General features: G+C 62.6%; 23 protein-coding genes, 1 tRNA gene and 1 pseudogene. 7 read left to right on the top strand and 18 right to left on the bottom strand.

Going from position 1 to position 24,243, the window contains the following annotated elements; translation table 11 throughout:
• The first annotated feature begins 102 nt into the window (after positions 1-102).
• On the top strand, positions 103-480 hold the full coding sequence (locus VWZ85_RS19555) for a GFA family protein (RefSeq protein ID WP_340546249.1): 378 nt from the start codon (positions 103-105) through the stop codon (positions 478-480).
• Here VWZ85_RS19555 and VWZ85_RS19550 read toward each other — a convergent pair.
• From VWZ85_RS19550 to VWZ85_RS19520, 7 genes are all read right to left on the bottom strand, one after another.
• Positions 477-827 (bottom strand): H-type lectin domain-containing protein, encoded by a 351-nt coding sequence (locus tag VWZ85_RS19550; RefSeq protein WP_340546250.1) that lies wholly within the window; start codon positions 825-827, stop codon positions 477-479. The genes VWZ85_RS19555 and VWZ85_RS19550 overlap by 4 nt on opposite strands.
• A gap of 183 nt (positions 828-1,010) precedes the next feature.
• A complete protein-coding gene (locus VWZ85_RS19545; RefSeq protein ID WP_340546251.1) occupies positions 1,011-1,424 on the bottom strand; it encodes a F0F1 ATP synthase subunit epsilon in 414 nt (137 codons plus the stop codon).
• 11 nt (positions 1,425-1,435) lie between these two features.
• A complete protein-coding gene (atpD, locus tag VWZ85_RS19540) occupies positions 1,436-2,860 on the bottom strand; it encodes a F0F1 ATP synthase subunit beta (protein WP_340546252.1) in 1,425 nt (474 codons plus the stop codon).
• A gap of 20 nt (positions 2,861-2,880) precedes the next feature.
• Entirely contained in the window at positions 2,881-3,762 is an 882-nt protein-coding gene (locus VWZ85_RS19535) for a F0F1 ATP synthase subunit gamma (protein WP_340546253.1), read from the bottom strand.
• Between the two features lie 14 nt (positions 3,763-3,776).
• A complete protein-coding gene (gene atpA, locus VWZ85_RS19530) occupies positions 3,777-5,315 on the bottom strand; it encodes a F0F1 ATP synthase subunit alpha (RefSeq protein WP_340546254.1) in 1,539 nt (512 codons plus the stop codon).
• Complete coding sequence (locus VWZ85_RS19525) at positions 5,316-5,876, bottom strand: F0F1 ATP synthase subunit delta (RefSeq protein ID WP_416589436.1); 561 nt, start codon at positions 5,874-5,876, stop codon at positions 5,316-5,318. It lies immediately after the preceding gene.
• Between the two features lie 584 nt (positions 5,877-6,460).
• A complete protein-coding gene (locus VWZ85_RS19520) occupies positions 6,461-7,207 on the bottom strand; it encodes a class I SAM-dependent methyltransferase (RefSeq protein WP_340546256.1) in 747 nt (248 codons plus the stop codon).
• Positions 7,208-7,272: 65 nt separating this feature from the next.
• Here VWZ85_RS19520 and gloB point away from each other — a divergent pair, with 65 nt between their 5' ends.
• From gloB to VWZ85_RS19500, 4 genes are all read left to right on the top strand, one after another.
• A complete protein-coding gene (gloB, locus tag VWZ85_RS19515; protein ID WP_416589435.1) occupies positions 7,273-8,046 on the top strand; it encodes a hydroxyacylglutathione hydrolase in 774 nt (257 codons plus the stop codon).
• A gap of 182 nt (positions 8,047-8,228) precedes the next feature.
• Complete coding sequence (gene clpA, locus VWZ85_RS19510) at positions 8,229-10,550, top strand: ATP-dependent Clp protease ATP-binding subunit ClpA (RefSeq protein WP_340546258.1); 2,322 nt, start codon at positions 8,229-8,231, stop codon at positions 10,548-10,550.
• Between the two features lie 6 nt (positions 10,551-10,556).
• Entirely contained in the window at positions 10,557-11,522 is a 966-nt protein-coding gene (locus VWZ85_RS19505) for a M23 family metallopeptidase (protein ID WP_416589434.1), read from the top strand.
• Between the two features lie 206 nt (positions 11,523-11,728).
• Complete coding sequence (locus tag VWZ85_RS19500) at positions 11,729-12,298, top strand: DUF2087 domain-containing protein (RefSeq protein ID WP_416589433.1); 570 nt, start codon at positions 11,729-11,731, stop codon at positions 12,296-12,298.
• A 16-nt stretch (positions 12,299-12,314) separates the two neighbouring features.
• On the opposite strand, the gene VWZ85_RS19495 is transcribed toward VWZ85_RS19500, so the two are convergent.
• The 3 genes from VWZ85_RS19495 to VWZ85_RS19485 all read right to left on the bottom strand — a co-directional run bounded on the left by VWZ85_RS19495 (position 12,315) and on the right by VWZ85_RS19485 (position 16,077).
• Positions 12,315-14,282, bottom strand: coding sequence for a peptidoglycan -binding protein (locus VWZ85_RS19495; protein ID WP_340546261.1), 1,968 nt, complete (start codon positions 14,280-14,282; stop codon positions 12,315-12,317).
• Positions 14,283-14,285: 3 nt separating this feature from the next.
• Complete coding sequence (locus VWZ85_RS19490; protein WP_340546262.1) at positions 14,286-15,467, bottom strand: biopolymer transporter ExbB; 1,182 nt, start codon at positions 15,465-15,467, stop codon at positions 14,286-14,288.
• A 79-nt stretch (positions 15,468-15,546) separates the two neighbouring features.
• Positions 15,547-16,077 (bottom strand): gamma-glutamylcyclotransferase, encoded by a 531-nt coding sequence (locus VWZ85_RS19485; protein WP_340546263.1) that lies wholly within the window; start codon positions 16,075-16,077, stop codon positions 15,547-15,549.
• 67 nt (positions 16,078-16,144) lie between these two features.
• Here VWZ85_RS19485 and VWZ85_RS19480 point away from each other — a divergent pair, with 67 nt between their 5' ends.
• The gene (locus VWZ85_RS19480) at positions 16,145-17,146 is read left to right on the top strand and encodes a DUF2125 domain-containing protein (RefSeq protein ID WP_416549200.1); all 1,002 of its coding nucleotides are present in this window, start codon (positions 16,145-16,147) and stop codon (positions 17,144-17,146) included.
• On the opposite strand, the gene VWZ85_RS19475 is transcribed toward VWZ85_RS19480, so the two are convergent.
• From VWZ85_RS19475 to hisC, 3 genes are read right to left on the bottom strand one after another with little or no spacing between them, the layout of a single operon-like run.
• Positions 17,143-18,018 carry an extensin family protein gene (locus VWZ85_RS19475; protein ID WP_416589432.1) on the bottom strand — a complete coding sequence of 292 codons (876 nt, stop codon included), beginning with the start codon at positions 18,016-18,018 and terminating at the stop codon, positions 17,143-17,145. The genes VWZ85_RS19480 and VWZ85_RS19475 overlap by 4 nt on opposite strands.
• Positions 18,015-18,935 (bottom strand): prephenate/arogenate dehydrogenase family protein, encoded by a 921-nt coding sequence (locus VWZ85_RS19470; protein ID WP_416541318.1) that lies wholly within the window; start codon positions 18,933-18,935, stop codon positions 18,015-18,017. The genes VWZ85_RS19475 and VWZ85_RS19470 overlap by 4 nt, the downstream gene beginning before the upstream one ends.
• On the bottom strand, positions 18,932-20,017 hold the full coding sequence (gene hisC / locus VWZ85_RS19465) for a histidinol-phosphate transaminase (RefSeq protein WP_340546267.1): 1,086 nt from the start codon (positions 20,015-20,017) through the stop codon (positions 18,932-18,934). Before hisC ends, VWZ85_RS19470 begins: the two co-directional genes overlap by 4 nt.
• A gap of 152 nt (positions 20,018-20,169) precedes the next feature.
• Between hisC and VWZ85_RS19460 the strand changes: the two genes are divergently transcribed.
• Positions 20,170-20,631, top strand: a complete 462-nt coding sequence (locus VWZ85_RS19460; protein WP_340546268.1) for an Lrp/AsnC family transcriptional regulator — start codon at positions 20,170-20,172, stop codon at positions 20,629-20,631.
• Positions 20,632-20,673: 42 nt separating this feature from the next.
• Here the strand turns inward: VWZ85_RS19460 and VWZ85_RS19455 are convergent, their stop codons facing one another.
• From VWZ85_RS19455 to VWZ85_RS19435, 5 genes and pseudogenes are all read right to left on the bottom strand, one after another.
• Positions 20,674-21,258, bottom strand: coding sequence for a PA14 domain-containing protein (locus tag VWZ85_RS19455; protein ID WP_416589431.1), 585 nt, complete (start codon positions 21,256-21,258; stop codon positions 20,674-20,676).
• A gap of 206 nt (positions 21,259-21,464) precedes the next feature.
• Complete coding sequence (rpsD, locus tag VWZ85_RS19450) at positions 21,465-22,085, bottom strand: 30S ribosomal protein S4 (protein ID WP_072505221.1); 621 nt, start codon at positions 22,083-22,085, stop codon at positions 21,465-21,467.
• A 280-nt stretch (positions 22,086-22,365) separates the two neighbouring features.
• Positions 22,366-23,451 carry a Hint domain-containing protein gene (locus VWZ85_RS19445; RefSeq protein ID WP_416589430.1) on the bottom strand — a complete coding sequence of 362 codons (1,086 nt, stop codon included), beginning with the start codon at positions 23,449-23,451 and terminating at the stop codon, positions 22,366-22,368.
• Between the two features lie 280 nt (positions 23,452-23,731).
• A pseudogene (locus VWZ85_RS19440) lies at positions 23,732-23,992 on the bottom strand (transposase); the annotation flags it as partial.
• Between the two features lie 172 nt (positions 23,993-24,164).
• A tRNA-Met gene (locus tag VWZ85_RS19435) sits at positions 24,165-24,241 on the bottom strand.
• Between the last annotated feature and the right edge of the window lie 2 nt (positions 24,242-24,243).

The following is a 24,243-nucleotide window of genomic DNA, read 5'->3' as shown; positions in this document are numbered from 1 at the left end:
GCCCGGAACCCGGCGCGTGGGGTTTTTCGTCTTGCCGCTATCGACGGCACGCCGCCCAGCACGCTAGGCTTGGCGCGTGGCTTAAAGCGGGGAGGCAGGAGGATGCAGCACCATCAGGGCAGCTGCCTGTGCGGCGCCATCCGTATCAGCGCCTCCGGTGCGCCGCTCCGGGTTGGCATCTGCCATTGCAGCGACTGTCGCAAGCACCATGGCGCGTTGTTCTACGCGGCTGCGATTTTCCCGGCATCGGCTGTCACTGTTGATGGCAGGCCGCAGCATTACAGGGGGCGCCATTTCTGTGGTATCTGCGGCTCGTCGGTTTTTGCCCGAAGCGGCGATGAGATCGAGCTGCATCTGGGTGCGCTCGAAACCACGGACGGGCTGCTGCCAAGCTATGAAGGCTGGTGCCTGCGCCGCGAGAGCTGGCTGCCCGCGTTTCCGGGTCTGACCCGTTTTGACCGCGACAGAGACCCGAGTTAGGGCACGTCCCAGTCATCGGCAAAGGGCAGCGTTCCGATCGCCAGCCAGGAGGCCCGGATCCGCGCGACGCGGCTGTCATTCCAGGTGCGAAACACCACGTCAAATCCTTGGTGGGTGATCTTCTCGGCGACCAGCTCCGCCCGGATGGCGGCCCCGGAATCGATGTCCACCAGCGAGCTGGAGAGATGCACCGCAGGCAGCTCGGCAAAGGGCTCGGAAAAGCGCACCTCGCGGCGGCGTTCGCGCGGGCCGGTTCCGGTCCACATGCTGCCGCCATTCTCGAACTCCGAGAAGATCTCGATATCGCCCTGATCCACCCCAAGGCGGGGGCTCTGTACACGTTTCATACTGTTTCCGCCCCCTGAACCCCTGCCCGATCTCTTCCCTGCCCGCTCTGCGCACCGCCCGACCTGCGCAAAGCCTGGCGCACAGGGCGCGGGCGAGTGCGCCGCCTGTCCTGCAACTCTGCCAAAAAACAAAACCGGCCCGCAAGGGGCCGGTTTATCGTGTTTTGCCATGGCTCTGACGGATCAGAGGCTCATGTGGGTGCCCAGGGCTTCCATGTCAGCGAGCAGCTTGGCCGCGTCTTCAACGAGACCATGCGGTTGATCGGTTTCCTGCACGGTCTTGTAGGTCGTGCGGGCCTCTTCAATCAGCTCGTCCAATTGCGCGCGCGTCAGCTGGTCCATGGGGATTGCCTTTTCAGCAAGGACAGACAGACCGTCAGCGCCGATTTCAGCAAAGCCACCGGTGACCAGATATTCCGATGTGCCTTGCGGGCCTTCAACCCGCAGGACACCCGGACGCAGCGTGGTGATGGTCGGCGCATGGTTGGCCATAGCCGTCATGTCGCCTTCCGCGCCGGGGATCATTACCGCGGTCACCGGGAGCGACGCCAGGCGGCGCTCCGGGCTCACGAGGTCGAATTGCATCGTATCAGCCATCAGGGCCCTCCTTAGGCCGCGTCAGCAGCCATTTTCTCGGCTTTAGCGATCACCTCGTCGATGCCGCCAACCATGTAGAAGGCGCCTTCGGGCAGGTGGTCGTATTCGCCAGCCACAACGGCTTTGAACGACGCGATCGTGTCCTCAAGCGGAACCTGCTTGCCGTCTGCGCCGGTAAAGACCTTTGCAACGTCGAACGGCTGGGACAGGAAGCGCTGGATCTTACGCGCGCGGGTCACGGTCAGCTTGTCCTCTTCGGACAGTTCGTCCATGCCGAGGATCGCGATGATGTCCTGCAGCGACTTGTAGCGCTGAAGGATCTGCTGAACGTCGGAGGCCACAGCATAATGCTCTTCGCCCACGATGGACGGGTCCATCAGGCGCGATGTGGAGTCGAGCGGGTCAACAGCCGGGTAGATACCCAGTTCCGAGATCGAACGGTTGAGAACGGTGGTCGCGTCCAGGTGGGCAAAGGTGGTTGCCGGTGCCGGGTCGGTAAGGTCGTCCGCGGGAACATACACAGCCTGGATCGAGGTGATCGAGCCGTTCTTGGTGGAGGTAATGCGTTCCTGCATCGCACCCATGTCGGTGGCCAGCGTCGGCTGGTAGCCCACAGCCGAAGGAATACGGCCGAGCAGAGCCGAAACCTCGGAACCCGCCTGGGTGAAGCGGAAGATGTTGTCCACGAAGAACAGAACGTCGGTGCCAGACTGGTCACGGAACTGTTCCGCCAGGGTCAGACCGGTCAGAGCAACACGGGCACGCGCACCCGGAGGCTCGTTCATCTGGCCGTAAACCAGGGCCACCTGCGATTCTTCCAGGTTATCGGGCTTGATAACGTTGGATTCGATCATCTCGTGGTAGAGGTCGTTGCCTTCACGGGTCCGCTCACCAACACCGGCGAACACGGAGAAGCCCGAGTGCACTTTTGCGATGTTGTTGATCAGTTCCATGATCAGAACGGTTTTGCCAACGCCGGCGCCGCCGAACAGACCAATTTTACCACCCTTGGCGTAGGGGGCCAGCAGGTCGATCACCTTGATGCCGGTTACCAGCACTTCGGATTCGGTGGACTGGTCGCTGAACTCGGGTGCGGGCTGGTGGATCGAACGGGTCTCCGCTGCGTTCACCGGGCCCTGCTCGTCCACGGGCTCACCCACGACGTTCAGGATGCGGCCCAAGGTCGCGTTGCCGACGGGGATCGAGATCGGTGCGCCGGTGTCGGCAACAGCCTGACCGCGAACCAGACCTTCGGTCGCGTCCATAGCGATCGTACGGACGGTGTTTTCACCGAGGTGCTGGGCAACTTCCAGAACCAGGGTCTTACCATTGTTGTCGGTGGTCAGCGCGTTCAAGATCGCCGGCAGGTGGCCGTCGAATTGCACGTCCACAACGGCGCCGATGATCTGGGTCACCTTGCCTTTTGCATTTGCCATGTTTCGTCTCCGGTTTTCTTTTAGAGCGCCTCGGCGCCCGAAATAATTTCAATCAGCTCGTTGGTGATCACGGCCTGACGCGAGCGGTTGAACTCGATGGTCAGCTTGTCGATCATCTCGCCCGCGTTGCGGGTCGCGTTGTCCATCGCGCTCATCCGGGCACCCTGTTCGGAGGCCCCGTTTTCCAGCAGCGCTGCAAAGATCTGCGTTGCGACGCCGCGCGGCAGCAGGTCGGCCAGAATGGCCTCTTCGCTGGGCTCGTAGTCATAAACCGCAGAGCTGGTCGCAGCCGCGTCTTCCGTGGCATCGAACGACGCCGGGATCACCTGCTGGGCTGTCGGCACCTGGGTCACAACGTTCACGAACCGCGCATAAAAGAGCGTCGCAACGTCGAATTCCCCGGCATCAAAGCGGGCCAGAACGTCCTTGGCGATGTCCTGCGCATTGGCATAGCCAACACGTTTGACGTCGCTCAGATCCACGTGGCCGACAAAATATTCGCCAAGGTCGCGCTTCATCGCGTCCCGGCCTTTTTTGCCGACTGTCAGGATCTTGACAGTCTTACCCGCCGCCTTCAGCGCCTGGGCTTCCACCCGGGCCAGCTTGGCGATGTTGGAATTGAAGCCCCCGCACAGCCCGCGTTCGGCGGTCAGCACGACCAGGAGATGAACCTGGTCGCTACCGGTGCCGGCAAGCAGTTTGGGTGCAGAATCGCTGCCACCGACAGATGCGGCGAGCCCGGCCATAACGGCGTTGAACCGTTCGGCATAGGGACGTGCATCTTCGGCGGCCTCTTGGGCGCGGCGCAGTTTTGCGGCCGCGACCATCTGCATGGCCTTGGTGATCTTGCGGGTCGATTTGACCGACGCGATCCTGTTTTTAAGGTCTTTAAGGTTAGGCAACGCCTGATCCCCCCTTAAGCGAAGTCAGCTGCGAACGCGTCCAGAGCTGCTTTGATCTTGTCGGCTGCATCACCCTTGATCTTCGGGTCTTCGTTGGTGATCCAATCCAGCAGGTCCTGGTGCTTGCTGCGCAGATGCGCCAGCAGGCCAGCCTCGTAACGGCCGACTGCTTTCACGTCGACTTTGTCGAGGTAACCGTTGGTACCTGCAAAGATCACACAAACGATCTCGGCGTTGGTCAGCGGTGCGTACTGCGGCTGCTTCATCAGTTCGGTCAGGCGGGCACCACGGTTCAGCAGCTGCTGGGTCGCGGCGTCCAGATCGGAGCCGAACTGTGCAAAGGCTGCCATTTCGCGGTACTGAGCCAGTTCCAGCTTAACCGGACCAGCAACGGATTTCATTGCATTGGTCTGAGCCGAGGAGCCCACACGCGACACCGACAGACCGGTGTTCACAGCAGGACGGATGCCCTGGTAGAACAGTTCGGTTTCCAGGAAGATCTGACCGTCGGTGATCGAGATCACGTTGGTCGGAATAAACGCGGACACGTCGCCGCCCTGGGTTTCGATCACGGGCAGCGCGGTCAGCGAGCCGGCACCGAATTCTTCGTTCAGCTTCGCGGAACGCTCCAGCAGGCGGGAGTGCAGGTAGAAAACGTCACCAGGATAGGCTTCACGGCCCGGCGGACGACGCAGCAGCAGCGACATCTGGCGATAGGCCACGGCCTGCTTGGAGAGGTCATCATAAACGATCAGCGCGTGCTTGCCGCTGTCGCGGAAGTATTCGGCCATCGCGGTCGCGGCGTAAGGCGCCAGGAACTGCATCGGAGCCGGTTCGGACGCGGTTGCGGCAACCACGATCGAGTATTCCATCGCACCGGTTTCTTCCAGCTTCTTCACCAGCTGGGCCACGGTCGAGCGCTTCTGGCCGATCGCGACGTAAACACAGTACAGTTTCTTGGATTCATCATCACCAGCGGCGTCGTTGTAGACTTTCTGGTTCAGGATGGCGTCCAGCGCAACGGCGGTTTTACCGGTCTGACGGTCACCAATGATCAGCTCTCGCTGGCCACGGCCAATCGGGATCATCGCGTCAACCGATTTCAGGCCGGTTGCCATCGGCTCGTGAACCGATTTACGCGGGATGATGCCCGGTGCCTTCACGTCGGCAACCTTGCGTTCGGATGCGTTGATCGGACCCTTGCCGTCCAGCGGGTTGCCCAGACCGTCGACTACGCGGCCGAGGAGCTCGGGGCCAGCGGGAACGTCCACGATGGAGTTGGTGCGCTTGACGGTGTCACCTTCTTTGATGTCACGGTCGGAGCCGAAGATAACGATACCGACGTTGTCGGATTCGAGGTTCAGCGCCATGCCCATGATGCCGCCGGGGAATTCGACCATCTCGCCGGCCTGGACATTGTCGAGACCGTAGACGCGGGCAATACCGTCACCAACGGACAGCACGCGGCCAATTTCTGCCACCTCGGCTTCTTGACCAAAATTCTTGATCTGGTCTTTCAGGATCGCAGAAATTTCTGCTGCTTGGATACCCATTTATCCGACCTCTTTCATTGCGTTCTGTAGGGAGTTGAGCTTGGAGCGGATCGAGCTGTCGATCATCTTCGAGCCCACTTTAACGACAAGACCGCCAATGATGCTTTCATCGACGGTTGCATTGATCACGACCTTTTTCCCGGTGCGTTCGGCCAGTGTCTTGGCCAGCTTTTCGCTCTGGGTCTTGGTCAGCGCCTTTGCCGATGTGACATCGGCGGTAATCTCACCACGGGTTTCGGCCAGGCGTGCGCGCAGAGCCTCAAGCAGCGCAGGCACCACAAACAGGCGGCGCTTTTCGGCCATCAGCGACAGCGCATTTGCCAGAACCGGGGCCAGGCCCATTTTCTTGGCAATTGCGGTGATCGCAGCCCCCTGCGCCTGACGCGACACCAGGGGTGACGTGATCAGGTCGCGGAGATCTTCACTATCCGCCAGAGCGGCAGACAGGTCATTGATGCTGGTTTCAAGGCTATCAAGCGCCTTGCTCTCTTCGGCGATCTCAAAGATCGCGGTGGCATAGCGCGCGGCAATGCCTGCGGAGATCGAAGCTGGTTCGGACACGTCCACCCTTCCGATATTGGCCCCGGTTGGCTAACCCTTGCAGGTGGCGTCCGGGGGCGTGAGGTCTCCCCACAATCTGGTGGGGCGTCAAAATCAGCGTGGATGTAGCAGAGCGTTGGCAACCTATCAACTGCCTTGGACAGCGAGGTAAAAAAGGAAGTTTCAAGCGTTTTCAAGTGATTAGGCAATAACACTCGATGAAACGACAGAACATGCGTCAAAAAAACCGACTTTAGGCGTCAATTTTGCGATTCCAAATCAGCAAAAATCACGCCCTGAGGACAAAAAAACCTCCAAACCGTCGAAAACGAGCACTGAAAGCGCGATTTTGAACCATATGCGGGGAATCAAGCACCAGAGCACCCGAAGCCGCCTTCCGCAAGGTCACCCTGCGCCACCTGCCAAAGATTAAGAACCGCCTATTTCATAGCCTCTCATCGCGCCCCATTTTGCGCCACCTGTCCAGCCCGCAGACGTCGCGACGCGGCGTCGTTTGCAGGCGACCTGCCGTCACCCTGTGCATATGCCGCAAACGACATCGACGACCGCTCGGACGCATCCGCCCGCCCCTGAAATCGCCCCCGTCACGCCGGTTCGGGCATCGGATTGGACAACCCTTCCAGCACCCGGATCGGGTTGGGACGGCGCAGGCGGGTCATCTCGCCGCGCTGGACATGCACCTGCTTGCTGACCTCCACCAGAAACGCACCGCCCCCCAGCATCGCCGGAAGACGGTCCCCCATCCGCTCAAACAAAGGCCCGGACTTCAGCCAGAAGCGGCGCTGACTGGGCGGCAGATAAAGCGCGGCTGAGTGCCGCTCGACGGTGAACTGATGCAGGCGCAGCTGATTTTCCACCTGGCTCAGCGTATAGGGGCGGCCAAAGCCAAACGGGGTCACATCCGAGCGCGCCCAGAGACCGGCACGGTTGGGCACCACAAAGACGGCGCGCCCCCCCGGTCCCAGCACCCGCCAGCATTCCTCCAGCAGATGCGACGGCCGGTCCGAGGTCTCCAGCCCGTGCAGCAGCACCAGCCGATCCACATGCCCGGTTTCAATCGGCCAGGAGGTCTCTTCGCAGAGCACCGAAACATTGGGCAGCCCGGCCGGCCATTGCATCACCCCCTGCGGCCCGGGCATCAGCGCAATCACCCGCCGCGCCTCCGCCAGATAGGGGCGCAGCAGCGGTGCCGCAAACCCAAACCCCGCGACCGTCAGCCCGGCCGCCTCGGGCCATAGTTCCAGCAGCCGACCGCGGATCGACGCCTGCGCCGCCCGCCCCAGGGTGCTGCGATAGTAGAAATTCCTCAGATCCTGAACATCAACATGCATTGCGGGCGTCCGTTGCTTGGGCCAATCTGAGGCCAGTCGCCGTCAGTTTACCCATCGAGAAGCGAATGACCATGCCCCTTGAAATCGTCACCCTGCCCTGCCTGTCCGACAACTATGCCTTTGTGCTGCACAATGCCGCCACCGGTCAGACCGCGCTGGTTGATGCGCCGGAAGCGGAGGCTATCAAGTCGGAGCTAGACAGGCGCGGCTGGGGGCTGGATCAGATCCTGCTGACTCACCATCACTGGGATCATATCGACGGGGTCGCCGACCTGCGTGCATCCTATGACTGCCAGATCGTCGGCGCGCGCGCCGATGCCCATCGCCTGCCGGATCTAGATCTGGCGGTGGCCGAGGGAGAGACCTTCAGCTGCCTCGGCGAGGAGGTCCATGTGCTGGATGTCTCCGGCCATACCCTCGGCCATATTGCCTTTCACCTCCCGGCGTCCTCAGCGGTTTTCACAGCCGACAGCCTGATGGCGCTGGGATGTGGCCGCCTGTTTGAAGGGACTGCCGACCAGATGTGGCAGAGCCTCCAGAAACTCGCCGCCCTGCCCCGCGACACCACGGTCTATTCCGGCCATGAATACACCCAGTCCAATGCCCGCTTCGCGCTCACCATCGACCCGGACAACCCGGCGCTGCAACAGCGCTGTGCCGCGATTGATGCGGACCGTGCAGAAGGGCGACCAACAGTCCCGTCACGCCTGCAAGAGGAGCTGGACACCAACCCGTTCCTGCGGGCCCATCTCGACAGCGTCAAGGATGCCCTTGGCATGGGCGGGGCGCCGGCGACCAAGGTCTTTGCTGAAATCCGGGCGCGAAAGGACAAGTTTTAGGCGCCCCGGCTGCCGTTTCACGGCACAGTCACGAGAAATGTGACAAGAAATTGCAAGAAAGAACTTGAAGCCGGGCACGTATCAACCAAACTCTAATACTATCAGGACATGGTTGGACTGTGGAAGGCTAGGCATCCGTCCCACAGCCTCAACGCCAACCCAAGACCAAGAGGAGCACGCCCGTGCCTTCATTCTCGAGCACTTTGGAACAGGCCATTCACGCCGCGCTTGCGCTGGCAAACGAACGGCGTCACGAATTCGCAACCCTGGAGCATCTGCTTCTCGCCCTGCTGGATGAGCCGGACGCGGCCCGCGTCATGCGCGCCTGCAGTGTCGACCTCACCGAATTGCGTGCAACCCTTGTCGAATTTGTCGATGAGGATCTCGCCAATCTGGTCACCGACATCGACGGCTCCGAAGCGGTACCGACCGCGGCCTTCCAGCGCGTGATCCAGCGCGCCGCCATCCATGTTCAAAGCTCCGGCCGGACCGAGGTGACGGGCGCCAATGTGCTGGTCGCCATCTTCGCCGAGCGCGAGAGCGACGCGGCCTACTTCCTGCAGGATCAGGACATGACCCGCTATGACGCGGTGAATTTCATCGCCCATGGCGTGGCCAAGGATCCGGCCTTTGGTGAGTCCCGGCCCGTCACCGGCTCCCCCGAAGTCGAGGAAGAGCCCCAGCCCACCACCGAGGGCGACAAGAAAGAGAGCGCGCTGGCGAAATACTGCGTCGATCTCAATGAAAAATCGCGCGAGGGCGACATTGACCCGCTGATCGGGCGCAGCCACGAGGTTGAGCGCTGCATCCAGGTTCTGTGCCGCCGCCGCAAGAACAACCCGCTTCTGGTTGGCGATCCCGGCGTTGGCAAGACCGCCATCGCCGAAGGCCTGGCGCGCAAAATTGTCGCCGGTGAAACGCCCGAGGTTCTGTCGGAAACCACCATCTACTCGCTGGATATGGGCGCGCTGCTGGCGGGCACCCGCTACCGCGGCGATTTCGAGGAACGTCTGAAAGCCGTCGTTACCGAGCTGGAAGATCACCCCGATGCAGTTCTGTTCATTGACGAAATCCACACGGTGATCGGCGCAGGCGCCACCTCCGGCGGGGCCATGGACGCGTCCAACCTGCTGAAGCCCGCGCTTCAGGGCGGCAAGCTGCGCACCATGGGCTCCACCACCTACAAGGAGTTCCGCCAGCATTTCGAGAAGGACCGCGCGCTGTCCCGCCGGTTCCAGAAAATTGATGTGAATGAACCGTCGGTCGAGGATTCCATCGAGATCCTGAAAGGGCTGAAACCCTATTTCGAGGACCATCACGGCATCCGCTTTACCAGCGATGCGATCAAATCTGCGGTGGAGCTCTCCGCCCGCTACATCAATGATCGCAAACTGCCGGACAAGGCGATTGACGTCATCGACGAGGCCGGTGCCGCACAGCATCTGGTGGTCGAAAGCAAACGCCGCAAGACCATCGGTGTGAAGGAGATCGAAGCGGTTGTCGCCAAGATCGCCCGCATCCCGCCCAAAAACGTCTCCAAGGACGACGCCGAGGTGCTGAAGGATCTGGAGCGCTCGCTGAAACGGGTGGTCTTTGGTCAGGACAACGCGATCGAGGCGCTGTCCAGCGCCATCAAACTGGCCCGTGCCGGTCTGCGCGAACCGGAAAAACCCATCGGCAACTATCTCTTTGCAGGCCCAACCGGCGTCGGCAAGACAGAGGTCGCCAAACAGCTCGCCGATACGCTGGGTGTGGAGCTTCTGCGGTTTGACATGTCCGAATACATGGAGAAACACGCGGTTTCCCGCCTGATCGGCGCGCCTCCGGGCTATGTCGGTTTTGATCAGGGCGGGCTGTTGACCGATGGTGTTGACCAGCATCCCCACTGCGTGCTGCTGTTGGATGAGATCGAGAAGGCGCACCCGGATGTGTTCAACATCCTGTTGCAGGTCATGGATAATGGCCAGCTGACCGATCACAACGGCCGCACCGTGAACTTCCGCAATGTCGTGCTGATCATGACCTCGAATGCCGGCGCATCCGAGCAGGCAAAGGCCGCCATCGGCTTTGGTCGTGACCGCCGCGAAGGCGAGGATACAGCCGCCATCGAACGCACGTTCACCCCGGAGTTCCGCAACCGTCTGGACGCGGTGATCTCCTTTGCACCGCTGCCCAAGGACGTCATCCTGCAGGTGGTCGAGAAATTTGTCCTGCAACTGGAAGCCCAGCTGATGGACCGCAATGTCTCGATCGAACTCACCCGCAAGGCGGCAGAATGGCTGGCTGACAAAGGCTACGACGACCGCATGGGCGCGCGTCCTCTGGGCCGTGTCATTCAGGAGCACATCAAGAAACCGCTGGCGGAAGAGCTGCTGTTTGGCAAACTCTCCAAGGGGGGCCTGGTCAAGGTCGGCATTAAGGATGGCAAACTGGATCTCAGGATCGAAGGCCCGGCCAAGCCTCGCATCTCGGGGGACAGGCCGCCGCTGCTTACGGCCGAGTAACAGCCAATGCGTCTTCTGCCCCTGGCATTTCTCTCCTCGCTCGCCGCGCCCGTCGCGGCGAGCGATCTCGTTCTGGACTGGCCGGTCGATTGCACCCTCGGCGACAGCTGCCAGATCCAGCAATATGTCGATCGCGCCATCGGACCGGCGACACAGGATTTCACCTGCAATCCCCTCACCTATGACGGCCACAAGGGTACGGATATCGCCCTGCCCTATCTCAGCGACATGGAGGCCGGCGTCACTGTCGTTGCCGCTGCGGATGGCACCGTGGTCGGCAGCCGCGACGGGATGGAGGACCGCTATTCCAGCGGGCCGGACGACCCCGCGATCGAGGGGCGGGAATGTGGAAACGGGGTTCTGCTGCGCCACGGCGGCGGCTGGGAAACTCAGTATTGCCACATGAAACGTGGGTCCATCCAGGTCAGCTCCGGCGACAGGGTCACGGCCGGCACACCGCTTGGGGAAATCGGCCTCTCCGGCAACACCCAGTTTCCCCATCTGCATCTTTCCGTGCGCAAGGATGGTGTCACCATAGACCCCTTTGGCCCCCGGATGGAGCAGGGCTGCGGTGCCGACATCGGCGCGCCGCTCTGGGCCGAGGAGATCACCTATCAGGCCGGCGGCTTTCTGGGCAGCGGCTTTGCCGACCATGTTCCGAAATTTGCCGCGATCAAGGCCGGGATCGCCGATCAGTCGCCGCTGGCATCCGGCAGCGGCGCAATCGTGTTCTGGGCCTATGCCTTCGGCGCCCGCAGCGGTGACCATCTGGTGCTGCGTATCGACGGGCCGCAGGGCACCCTGCTGGAGCAGACCGAACCGCTGGAAAAAACCCAAGCGCAGCTGTACCGCGCCGCGGGCAAACGGATCCGTGGATCGGGGCTGCAACCCGGCCGCTACATCGCAACCGCGACACTGCTGCGCAACGGCCAGGTCGTAGATGATCAGCGCCAGGAAATGACGGTGAAATAGGGCTTCACCGACACGGCGGGGCCAAGCCCTCTTGGCCTTGCCGCTCTCAGCGGCTAATCTGCTGCCACGGTCGGCAGACACCGAGGCGTCGCTGCTCCCGCATGGGAGTGCTAAACCTGCCATATCACCGAACGGTTTCCATTGCAGATGGCGCCGCGTCGTCAGGACAGCGACCAACGACCGCACAGGCGCCGATTGGATGCAATATGACCCGAAAACCGCTTCCCCTACAGGTGGATGACCTGTCCCATTTCTCCCGCGCCTTGTCCCGGCAACTGGGCGAGACCAGCCCCTCGCATCTGACACTGATGAACATGCTCGCCCGCGCCGCCGGTTTTCAGAACCTGCAACACCAGCGCGCCATACAGGCAGCGGCCCGACGGCTCGCGAAAACCACAATGGCGCCGGCGGCTGATCATCGGCTGATCGAACGCACGCTGGGCCATTTCGATGACGACGGGCGGATGCTGCGCTGGCCGTCAAAACGCGCCGTGCAGACGCTTGCGCTGTTTGGGCTCTGGTCGGTCTTTCCGGCCGACAGGGCGTTGCAGGAGGCGCAGGTGAATGCGCTGCTGATCGGCGAACACCGCTTCAGGGATCCCGCAACCCTGCGGCGCACCATGATTTCCTGTGGATTGCTGACCCGGCAACGCGATGGCAGCGACTACAGGCGGATCGAACAGCAGCCCACCGCCGAAGCCAAAGCACTGATTTCGCGACTGGCAGCCCGCCGCAAACAGCGCACCCAGGCAGCGGCGCAGATCACGCGCCGGTAGCACCGGCAATGGCACCTCAGCGCTCGGTGAATTTCAGCTCGATCCGGCGGTTCTGCGCCCTTGCAGCCGCAGTCGGGGCTGGATTCACCGGCTGATATTCACCAAATCCATTGGCAGACAGGCGCTCGGGCGGGATGCCCAGCGCCTGCACCATGTAGCGCACCACCGACAGCGCGCGGCCCTGGCTCAGCTCCCAGTTATCGGCAAATTTCGGGTGCACCCCCAACGGGGTGTCATCGGTGTGCCCGTCAACCCGGATGATCCAGTTGATTTCCGGCGGAATGGCCGCTGCCACGGTCTGCAGGATCCCTGCGACCTTGGCGATTTCAGCCCGCCCTTCCAGCGACAGATCGGCGCTTCCGGGGGCAAACAGCACTTCCGAGGCAAAGACAAAACGGTCGCCTTCGATCCGCACCCCTTCCTGATTACCCAGCACATCGCGCAGCCTGCCAAAGAACTCTGAACGATACTGCTCAAGATCCTGCGCCTTGGAGCTGAGCTGCTCTGCCTCAGCCTCCAGTCGCTTGCGCTCACTCTCTTCCAGCAGCCGACGTCGGCGTTCCTCGGCGGCGGCCCGGGCCAGGGCAGCGTTCAGATCCTGACCAAGGTTCTGCATCTGCACCGACTGTGCTGCATCACGGGCTTTGTAATCGTCCAGCAGAGCCTGCAAACCGCCAAGCTGTTCGCGCAGGGCGGCGACCTGCTGGTTCAGCAGTGCGGTCTGACGCCGCGCCTCCTCGGATATGGCCTGCTCGGCGTTCAGGCTCTCGCGGGCCTGTGCCAGCAGGGCGGCACGCTGCTCTGCAAGGCTCGCCAGCTCGGCGCTTTCGGCGGCCTGATCCTTGCCGTCGCTCAGGGCCGCCAGCAATCGCTGCTGCAACAGATCCCGGTCCGCTGCAGCTGCATTGGCCTGTTCCAATTTGCCCAGCGCCTCCAGCAGGCGCTGTTCCAATTCGGCCTGCGCCGCCGTGGTGGTTTCAAGATCCGATTGCGCGGTGTCGCGGCTCTGCCGCAGCCGGTCCAGCTCTTCCTGCAATGCCGCCACCTCGCTGTCGGCGCGTGTCTGTGTGGCATCGAGCTGCGCCAAGACACGGGTCAGCCGCTCGGCCAGAACATCCCGGTCCGCGCTCGCTGCCTGTGCGCTGTCGAGCGCGTCCAGAACCTCGGCCAGCCGCGCATCCAGCTGGTCCTTGGCCGTTTCAGCAGCGGCAAGCAATGTCAGCGTATCCTCGGCGGCCTGCCGCTGCGCCTCAAGCGCGAGGGTCATGGCGGTCAGTTCGGCATCCGCATCCTGCAGCCGGTTGCGCAGCGCCTCGGCGGCAGCCGCCTCCGCAAGGCGCGCTGCCTCGGCAGAGGTGAGCTCCGTTTCCAGCTGCTGCGCCGCTGCCGTGGCATCCGCCGCCGTAGTCTCCAGATCGGCAACCAGTGCCTCCAGCGCCTCGCGTTTGGCCGCAGCCAGCCGGGCCGCCTCCGTCTGGGCGTCGATTTCACTGCGGCTGGCAGCCAGCGCCTGCGAGAGCGCGTCACGCTCGCCTTCCAGTTCAGACTGCGAGGCCTGCAAGGCCGCGCGCTGTGCGGTCAGATCACTGATCGTGGCATTGGCCTCCTCCTGGCGAAGCAACAGCTGCGCAACCTGCGCCTCAAAATCGCTGATCTCTCCGCGCGCTGCCGACAGCTCCGCCTCGGCAGCCTCAAGCGCGCCCTGCGTGGTGCCGAGCGTCGCCGACAAGGCGCCAAGACGGGCCTGCAACTGACTGTTGGCCCGCTCCTCCAGCCCAAGCGCATCCGCCAGCGCCCCGACTTCCGCGGCCAGTTCATCCAGCTGGCTTTCCTGCCCCGAAATCGTCTCGCGCAGCACAAATTGAACCACCATGAAGATGGTCAGAAGAAACATCAGGACCAGCAACAGACCCGTCATCGCATCCACAAACCCCGGCCAGATCGAGGCCTGAAAACGTTGTCCGGTGCGACGTGACAGGGCCATCGCTTAGTCCTCGGAGCCGCGTGCGGTGCGACCCAATCCACGCGGTCGGGCAAAGGCCTTGACCAGGAGGTCGATATCCTTGCGCAGCTCCGCCAGGCTCTCCTGACGGCCGGCGGAGATTTCTTCGAGGATGCGCAGCATCTGGACGTCGATAGAGCGCAGCCGCATCCGGCTTTCGGCATCCAGCCCGACATCGCCATGGGCGCGCATCAGTTCGGTCAGGGCCTCCTGCCCCACTGCGACCCGCTCCAGCGCCCGGGCCGTGCCTTCGGTTTGGTCCTGCCGCCGGTTCATATCCGTAATCGCATCCACCAGCTCGGACAGTTTCTGATCCACCCCGGCGCGGGCTTCGGAGGTTTGCACAAACATCGACTGCAACGCGTCCATCTGCTCGGTCATGCTGTCCAGCACACCTGCAAGTGCCGTGTTTTCACCGCCGCCTGTCTCCTCGCCTGAAGAAAAGCTGACGCGGGTAAAAGACGACAGCCATTCTTCAAGCTCACGGTAGAACCGGTTCTGACCATGGCCTGCGAACAGCTCAAGCAGCCCGACGATCAGCGATCCCGCCAACCCCAGCAAAGACGAGGCAAAGGCAACGCCCATGCCGCCCAGCTGCGCCTCAAGCCCGGTCATCAGCCGGTTGAACACTGCGATCCCTTCCTCACCTTCCTGCGGGGCGAGGCTGCGGATGGTATCGACCACCGCTGGCACCGTGGTCGCAAGACCATAGAACGTCCCCAGAAGGCCAAGGAAAATCAGCAGGTTAACGATATAGCGTGTAATTTCACGCTCTTCGTCGATCCGGGTCGCAACGGAATCGAGGATCGAGCGGGTCGAGGATGAGCCAAGCTGCATCCGCGCGCCCCGCGACCGCAACAGTGACGCCAGCGGTGCCAGCATCGACGGTGGGCGAACATCCTCTCTGGCGACCCCGGCAGCGAAAGCCTCGATCCAGCGTACCGACCCGATCAGTTGCAGCACCTGCCAGAAACAGGCCATCACGCCGAAAACAAACACCAGACCGATAAACCCGTTGAGCCAGGGGTTGGCTTCAAACACCGGCAAAACGCGCGGCAGCGCCACAAAGGCCCCGAACCCTGACAGCCCGAGAGCGATCAGCATCATGATAATCTGGCGTACCGGTTGGGAAAACTGCGGTCTGCTTTCGCGGTCTGGCTGCGCCATAGCTGTGGCTCCTGACACTTTTTTTTGGTGCTCTTGCAGAACCGGAGCCTATAGGCAAATCCTCAAAAGAGCCAAGGCTTTATGACGCAAGATCCCGCACACGCGCCGCAAGCCAATCCAAATCAGCGTCGCGCAGCCCGATCTCCGCCAGATGCTCGGCCGTATTGAACAGATATTCGGTATTGGGGCCACGTCCCCCAACCGCTTCGGCAATGATCTGCGCCTGAGTTTCGAGGCTAATGCCGCCGCAATATTGGATATGATCGGGATCAATCACATAGGTCACGGCGGTAACTTCCCCGCCGCTGGCCAGCTGCACCGTCAGATCCTTCTCCACATAGGCCGAGGAAATCAGCTCCCGCGCCCGCAGTTCCAGCAAGGTCTGCTCTTCGTGGCCAGCCTCGACCGCCAGCGCGATTCCGGTACAGGCCGCCCCTTCGATGGCATCCAGCGCCAGCACAAGACCGGGTTTCTCCTCGCTGCCGCGATGATGGATCGACTTCATGCAGAAGGACCGCGCATAGCCCGGCAGGGTCGCAACTTCGCGGCGGGCCACCGGAAAACCCGGATTCCACAACAAAGATCCGTATCCAAATACCCACATGGTCATGACGCTGGCCCTTTTTTGATCGCGGTCTATAAACATCAAATCCCACGTCCAGAAAAGAGGCCGAATGATGATCCGTTGGACAAAAATGCTGCTCATTTCGGTCTCCGTCTGGAGCCTCTACTGGGCGGTTGCCGCCTGGGGCCTGCGTCAGGGGCTGGATGGCTGGTTTGCCGAGCAGCAGCGGCAGGGTTGGCAGGCCGATTATGCCACGCTGCGCACCTCGGGCTATCCACTCTATCACCATCACCGGATCACCACCCCGGCCCTCGCCGATCCGGGCACCGGCACCGCATGGCGTGCCGATTGGCTCGACATCCGCAGCCTTGCACTCTGGCCCGGCACCGTGACGCTTCTGCTGCCGCCGACACCACAACGGTTCTCCTATTTCGACAGCACCGCGATCCTGCACACCGAGGGGCTGCGGGCCGAGCTGCAACTGGCACCGGGATCCGCGCTGGACCTGGAACAGCTGCACATGATGGCCAGAAACTGGACGGTACAGAGCAATGGCAAACCCGAGCTGAGCGGTCAGGCGGTCCTGCTGGAGATGACGCGGACCGATGCGCAGAACCACTACCAGATCCACGCCGATGCGCAGGGTGTGTCCCCTCACCCGCTGTTGCGCCAGCGGTTAGCGGCGACCGAGGGGCTTCCGGAGCGGCTGGAGACGGTCACGCTCGACATGAATGTGGGGTTCGACACCAGCTGGAACCGCAGCGCGATTGAGCTGCGCCGCCCGCAGCCGCGCCAGATTTCGCTGCATCTGGCCGAGGCCCGCTGGGGCCCGATGCGCATCAAGGCGACAGGCGAGCTGCGTCTGGATGAGACCGGCCTGCCAGAGGGCGATCTCGCGCTTCAGGTTGAAAACTGGCAGGACATCCTGCAAATGGCCGAAGCCTCAGGCAGCCTGCACCCGACTGCGCGCTCCGGGATTGAGCGGGTTTTGCGGGTCTTTGCCGGGCTTGGCGGCAACCATCGCGACCTTGATCTGCCGCTGACTTTGCGCTCCGGCTATGTCACACTCGGTCCGCTGCCGATCGGTCCAGCGCCCCGTCTGATCCTGCGCTAGCGGCAATAAGGACCACCGCGATGGCGGGCGACGTCCAGATGGAAATGATCCAGATAGTACCGGTCCGAAAGCGGCCCCAGCACGGTGCCAAACGGGCCACAGGCACCTTTCCACATCTTCCGCAGCCCCTTGCGCGTGGCGCGCGCGGTCCAGCCCTTCAGCACCGTGATCACCTTGCCGCTCTCCAGAACGAAGCCCGAGATATCAATCGCCTTGGCCCGACCATGTTCTGAGATCTTTGCGCCCGGCCGGTTGTTCCGGGTGCGGCAGGAATAATGCGCCGCCACCCTCAGGGCCACCACCTTGTCACGCCGGCCAAAGGCCTTGACCACATCCCGCTCCACCCATTTCTTGAGCGCGCGGGCGGTGTCGCAGGTCATCACCGACTGCTGGCTGAGCGTCACCCCGGCAACCGAGCGCACCCGCACCGCGCTCTTTGCGCCGCAGCCGTTCAGACGCCCTGGTACGGCACCCACCTCTGCTCCCTGAATGTCGATATCACCGCAGACCGAGGTCTTGCGGCGTTTGCGTTTGCCGAACAGGATTTTCTCCGCCAGATCGCCGGGCCGCAGATGCGGACGCAGAGAGGCCTCTGGACCGGTCGGCATCATCGGCAGGCGCAGCGCAGCCATGGCGACGGCCTGTTCAGACGGCGGTCGCCCTTGCGGGCGCAGATCCGATGAAACGGTGACCGCAGCAGCGGCGGGCGTCGGCGTCAAAGCGGCGACAGCCGCCGGATCCGGGCGCGCATTGGGCCGCAGCGAGCGGTCAGGCGCATTGGCCGCAGTGGCCCCGGCGCTGACGGCGATCATGACGATCAGCCCGGCTGCCGTCGCAACCGCCTGCGCCCCCGACCGCCAGCCGCGCCTCATGACTTGGTCTCGCGGCCGAAGTTCGGCGCCGCCGTATCCTGCCCGGCCTCGATAATGCCCCGGCGGATGGCCCGGGTGCGGGTGAAATACTGGTGCAGATGCTCCCCATCCCCGGTGCGGATGGCCCGTTGCAGGGCAAACAGCTCCTCGGTGAAACGTCCCAGAATTTCCAGCGTCGCATCCTTGTTGGTCAGGAATACATCCCGCCACATGGTCGGATCGGAGGCGGCAATCCGGGTGAAGTCACGAAATCCCGCAGCCGAGTATTTGATCACCTCGCTGTCGGTCACCCGGCGCAGGTCATCAGCCACGCCAACCATCGTATAGGCAATCAGATGCGGCGCATGCGAGGTCACCGCCAGAACCAGATCATGGTGATCCGCGTCCATCTCATCGACGTTGGAGCCCATCCCCTCCCAGAGCCGGCGCAACCGGTCCACCGGGGCGCGCTCGCAGCCCTCTACCGGCACCAGCAGGCACCAGCGGTTGTCATAAAGCTCGGCAAACCCGGCCTCGGGCCCGGAATGTTCGGTGCCCGCCAATGGGTGGGCCGGCACGAAATGCACCCCGTCGGGGATATGCGGCAACACCGCGTCGATCACATGGCGTTTGACCGACCCCACGTCGGAAACCGTGGCACCGGGTTTCAGCACCGGCGCAATGTCCGCCATCACAGCATCCATCGCCCCCACAGGCACACAGAGCACGACCAGATCAGCGTCCTGCGCCGCCTCCGCAGCCGTCTCGCAGACACGATCACACAGGTTGATACGGCGCGCGGTGTCGCGGGTCTGTGCGCTGCGGGCATAGCCGGTGATCTCGCCTGCCAGCCCGCCACGGCGAATGGCATGTGCCATGGAGGAGGCGATCAGGCCAAGACCAATCAGCGCGATGCGGTTGTAGATCGGCGCGCTCATGCCGCGCCATCCTTGAACGCCTTAACAGCCGCAACCAGTTGCTTGCATGCGGTCTCATCACCCACGGTGATCCGCAGCGCTGCGGGCAGCTTGTATCCGCTCACCCGGCGCACGATCAGCCCGCGCGACTGAAGGAAGGCATCGCAGGCGCCCGCTTCTTCCGGGCTGGCAAAGCGCGCCAGAATGAAATTCGCACAGGAGGTGTCTGAGGGCACACCCAACTCTGCCAGCGCCTCGGCCAGCCAGCCGCGCCACCTGGCGTTTTCCTGACGGCAATGTTCGGTATACTCCGTATCCCGCACCGCTGCCTCCGCCCCGGCAAGAGCGGTGGACGACAGATTGAACGGACCACGCACCCGGTTCAGCACGTCAATGATGACTTTCGGCGCATAGCCCCAGCCGACCCGAGCGCCACCCAGCCCGTAGATCTTGGAGAAGGTGCGCGTCATCACCACATTGTCGCGGCTGGCCACCAGCTCAGCCCCGGCGTCATAATCTTCGACATATTCCGCATAGGCGCCATCCAGCACCAGCAGTGCTCCCCGTGGCAAACCATCGGCGAGCCGGGCCAGATCAGCGGTGCCGATCATCGTGCCGGTGGGATTGTTGGGATTGGCGATGAACACCAGCCGCGTGCGCTCGCTGCATCCGGCCAGCAGCGCATCGACATCGGTGACGCGTTCGCGTTCCGCCACCTCGACCGGGGTCGCCCCGGCCGCCAGGGCGCTGATGCGATACATGGCAAAGCCATGCTCGGTGAACAGAACCTCATCCCCGGGCCCCGCATAGGCCTGACAGAGAAAGGTGATAATCTCGTCACTGCCCGCCCCGCAGATGATCTGCTCCGCCGGCAGGCCGTAGACCTCGCCAATCGCCTGACGCAGGGCGCTGTGATCGGAACTCGGATACCGGTGCATCTGAGAGACCGCCGCCTGCATTGCCTCAATGGCTTTCGGGCTTGGCCCCAATGGGTTTTCATTGGAGGAGAGCTTGGTCACATTGCTCACCCCTTTCACATGGGCAGCCCCGCCCTCATAAAGGGCGATGTCCAATATGCCAGGCTGCGGCGCGATGTGGGTCATGGTAGATGCTCCTTGATGCCGCCTCGTAATAACCGCCTTGGCAGCAATGGGAAAGCGGCAAGACGCCTCTTGCCGGATTGCAATGTCCCGGTCCCGTCCGTTGGCTGCACTGAGTGATTGAACTCCGCCATGCCCGCCGCCATGATGGGGCCATGACCCATAAGCTGGATAACATCGACCTGGCCCTGCTGCGCGCCCTGCAGCGTGACGCCAGCCTCTCGCAGCGCGATCTGGCAGAGCAGGTCGGCCTGTCGCAGAACGCCTGCTGGCGACGCCTGAAAACCCTGAGCGAAAGCGGCCTGATGCAGGGCACCACCGCCCGTCTGGACCGCAAGCAGCTGGGGCTGGATCTGGTGGTCTTTGTGATGCTGCGCACACGTCACCATTCGGCGGAATGGTTGCAGACCTTTCGCCGCCATGTGCTGACCATCCCCGAGGTGGTCGATTTCCACCGCATCGGCGGCGATTACGATTACCAGCTGAAGGTCGTGACCGAGGATATGGCCAGTTACGACAAGGTCTACCAGCGCCTGATCGAAGGTGTCGAGCTGGACAGCGTCACGTCGTATTTCGCCATGGAAGCCATCGCCGAAGGACGCCCGCTGCCGCTATAGCCGCAGGCGCCCGCAACCGGTCACCGCCAATCCGCAGTCCTGTCAGCGGCCAAAAGCCTTGTTCGGCATCCAGGTGACACGGCTGCCCTGCGGCCCCATGCGCATATGCAGGCAGGAGGTATTCAGCCGCTGAAAATACAGCACATGGATCGGATACCAACCGGCTTGCGGCACCTCCACCTGCTGGGCAAAGGTCTCCTGACAGGTCTGCCGACCATCGAATTTGCCGACCACCTTGCCGCCGATCGTCGCCCGGATGCCATCATTGGTGAGGAAATCAATCGTATAGATGCCCGGCGCATCAAAACGCACATAGCCACGGATGTCAGCCGCGACATGCTCCGAGCGTTTGGAGGTGAGGGCATTCTGCCCGATGCTGGTGTCGCGATAGTCAAGCCCCTTGAGCGGCGGTCCGACCTCAGCTCCGGCCTCCAGCGCCTTGGCAGCGGCGCGCAGCGTCTTGACGTCGTCGGGATAGGCATAGCGCACCGACAGACCCGGCTTCAGCCCCGTCGGTTGCGGGTTGGCCGGGGTCAGACGCAGGGGCGCCGCCCATGAGAGTGTTGCTGTGAGTGTTGCGGTGACAGCTGCCATTGCAGCCACCCCCAGAATACGGGTCATTTTCATCGTCTACCTTCCTGTTCATCGCCTCTGAGCGGGCGTCTGCAAAAAGGATAGGTCCGCAAAGGGGCAGCTGGCAATCGCAAATGGCGGCAGCGGCGGGTGGCGCCTGTCATCCCAGGCGATCACCAGTGACCCTCCGCTGCGGTAGCAAATGAAAAAGGGGCCGCCAGATGGCAGCCCCTTTCTGTCGTGTCCGGTCCGGACAGGACTTAGTTCTTGGCGTAGAATTCGACGACCAGGTTCGGTTCCATCACAACCGGGTACGGCACGTCGGACAGGCCCGGTGCGCGCACGAACGTGGCGGTCATCTTGGAGTGGTCGGCTTCGACGTAGTCAGGAACGTCACGCTCTGCCAGCTGAACAGCTTCCAGCAGTGCGGTCATTTGCTTGGACTTCTCGCGAACCTCGATCACATCGCCTTCCTTCACGCGGTAGGAGGGGATGTTCACGCGCTTGCCGTTGACCAGAACGTGACCGTGGTTCACGAACTGACGGGCCGCAAAAACGGTTGCAACGAATTTGGCACGGTACACAACCGCGTCCAGGCGGCGCTCCAGCAGACCAATGAGGTTTTCACCGGTGTCGCCTTTAACACGCTCAGCTTCGGCGTAGATGCGACGGAACTGCTTCTCGGTCAGGTCGCCGTAGTAGCCCTTGAGCTTCTGCTTGGCGCGCAGCTGGATACCGAAATCGGACAGTTTGCCCTTGCGGCGCTGGCCGTGCTGGCCGGGGCCGTATTCACGACGGTTCACCGGGGACTTCGGACGGCCCCAGATGTTTTCGCCCATACGGCGGTCAATTTTGTACTTGGCAGACGTGCGTTTGGTCACGGCTGATCTCCTTCAGTTTTGGTCGCACCCCAAAGGGCTGCATCGAAGGGCGTTGTCCTCTTGCTCCGTGTCGCGAAGGACCGGATGATCCTTGCGCTCTTCGGGCATGACAGGCATTCCCTTGCGGGAGCCGCCAACACCAATGAAGCCGCGTGTATAGACGAGGGCGAGAGAGAGTCAACCAGCTTTTCCGCCCCTATCGCGCGTTGCCAAAGGCAGAGGGAAAAACGGCTCCGCGAGCGGCGCAGTCGCACGGTCTCAGCGCGCGACCGACAAGCGGTCAGGCTGCTGCATGTCGCAGGATTGCCGCCTCCGGCTGGCTGAGATTGCGGCGCGCGAATTCGCCATAGCGCATCGCATCGACTTCCAGATCCGGCAGCTGCTGCAACAGCCGGGCGCGATCCTCATCGCGCAGCGCGCTCAGCGCCGCCTGGGCGGGGTGAAAGCTCTCCGTCTCGACCCCATTGGCCCACAGCACCTGATGCTCCGCCAACAAGACATGAATATAGGTGACCTCGCGCAGCTGCGTATCGACCGTAATCTCGCGACCATTGATCAGATCGCGCGCCGCAACCAGCACCTCGGGCGTGTTGAACAGGCTTTGCACATGCGGCCCCCGCAGCAGCATGCGATGGCTCGGCGAGACCAGCAGATCCGCATCGGGCCGCTCGATGCCAAGCGCCCCTCCCCTGATCCGCACCGGGCGCAGCTCGGGCGCGACGAACAGCCGTGCGCCGGTCATCCGCCGCGCGCCAATCCACTGGATCTGCTGGGCGCCGCTGTCGCGGGTCTGGATCCAGTCGCCTTCCTGCAGCCGTTCAACCGGTGTCGCCCCTGCAGGGGTGCGCAGCATGGTTCCGGGGGTAAAACAGATCACGCCGGTATGCGACCGCACATCGCGTCGGTCGCCTGTGTCCATCCGCACATCGACGACCCACAGATCCCTGTCGCTCGGAGGTTGAGAATCGACAAACATCAACAGCGGCCGCTGCACGGGCCCGACATCAATCAGCGTCACCGTGTAATTGCGCCGCCCGTCGGTCACCACGAAATAACGATCCCGCAGCACCGTCTCCGGGCGGTCCTCCTCCGGCCGGTCAGCCAGCCGGTCCCGCCCCTGCGGTCCGGGTTCGATCGCCAGCCCGACCAACCGGCGCACGGACCGCGCCGCATTGCGCCGCAGATCCCGCTCCGCATCGCCAGGTTCCAGCTCCAGGAGATTGCCAGGCCCGTCGACCCGCAGCGGCGCCCCGCGCCAGCGCCAGCTTGCCCCGGCGGCCAATGCCGACACCGGCGCCCCCGGCAGACCATCCACTTCGGTCTGCCCCCACGAAATGACGTAGGTGCCTCGAAAGCCTGTTTGCATATGCTCGACTGCCTGTCTCTGGCGGTATTGTTGTTAAACCAACGTTAACAGAAACCGCCCGCCCACAAAAGCCACATCACCAGAACGGTTCACAGCCGCTCGTCCTTTATGGTCAAAGAGATGCAGCCTACGATTTCAAGACAGCTCATATGAGGAAGGACGAAAGGGATGGTGGTTGTCGGCTGGCAGGACTGGGAGCGACAAGGGCTGAAGCATTGCGTCTGCCGTGAGACCCCGCAAGCGTTCTCAACAGACGGGCCTTGGCGAGCGCTTCGCCCAAAAAATCGTTTTCCAGCGTCAACTGGCCTATCTTCGCGTGCAACGATTTGACATCGATCTCGGTCTCCTTCGACGCCTTCGGCTTGTCGTCAAAAACGTCTGTCACGCGGCCTAGGAGCTGGTCTTTCCGTTGCTTGACCTGGTTCGGATGAACGTCAAACTGCGTCGCCAATTCGCTCATCGTTTTGTCGCCCTTCAAAGCTGCCAATGCGACTTTCGCCTTGAATGCAGGGCTGTGGTTCCGTCTGGGTCGTCTGGCCATCGTCGCTCCTTCGTCCCGGCACGCTGCCGGATCAGGAGCAGAAAATCCACCTAGCTCAACTGTCCATATTTCTCGGGCCAAATCTGTGTTTCACACACATCCAGTGCCTGTGCCTGAACGCGAAGATCCCCGCCGGAGCGAGGTTTAAGGTGCTGATATTTCATTGAGAATTTGGTTGCGGGAGTAGGATTTGAACCTACGACCTTCAGGTTATGAGCCTGACGAGCTACCGGGCTGCTCCATCCCGCGAC

The organism is Phaeobacter sp. JH20_29 (genome assembly GCF_048056175.1).
GTDB lineage: Bacteria > Pseudomonadota > Alphaproteobacteria > Rhodobacterales > Rhodobacteraceae > Phaeobacter > Phaeobacter bryozoorum.
This window is presented reverse-complemented; position numbering and strand designations above follow the sequence as displayed.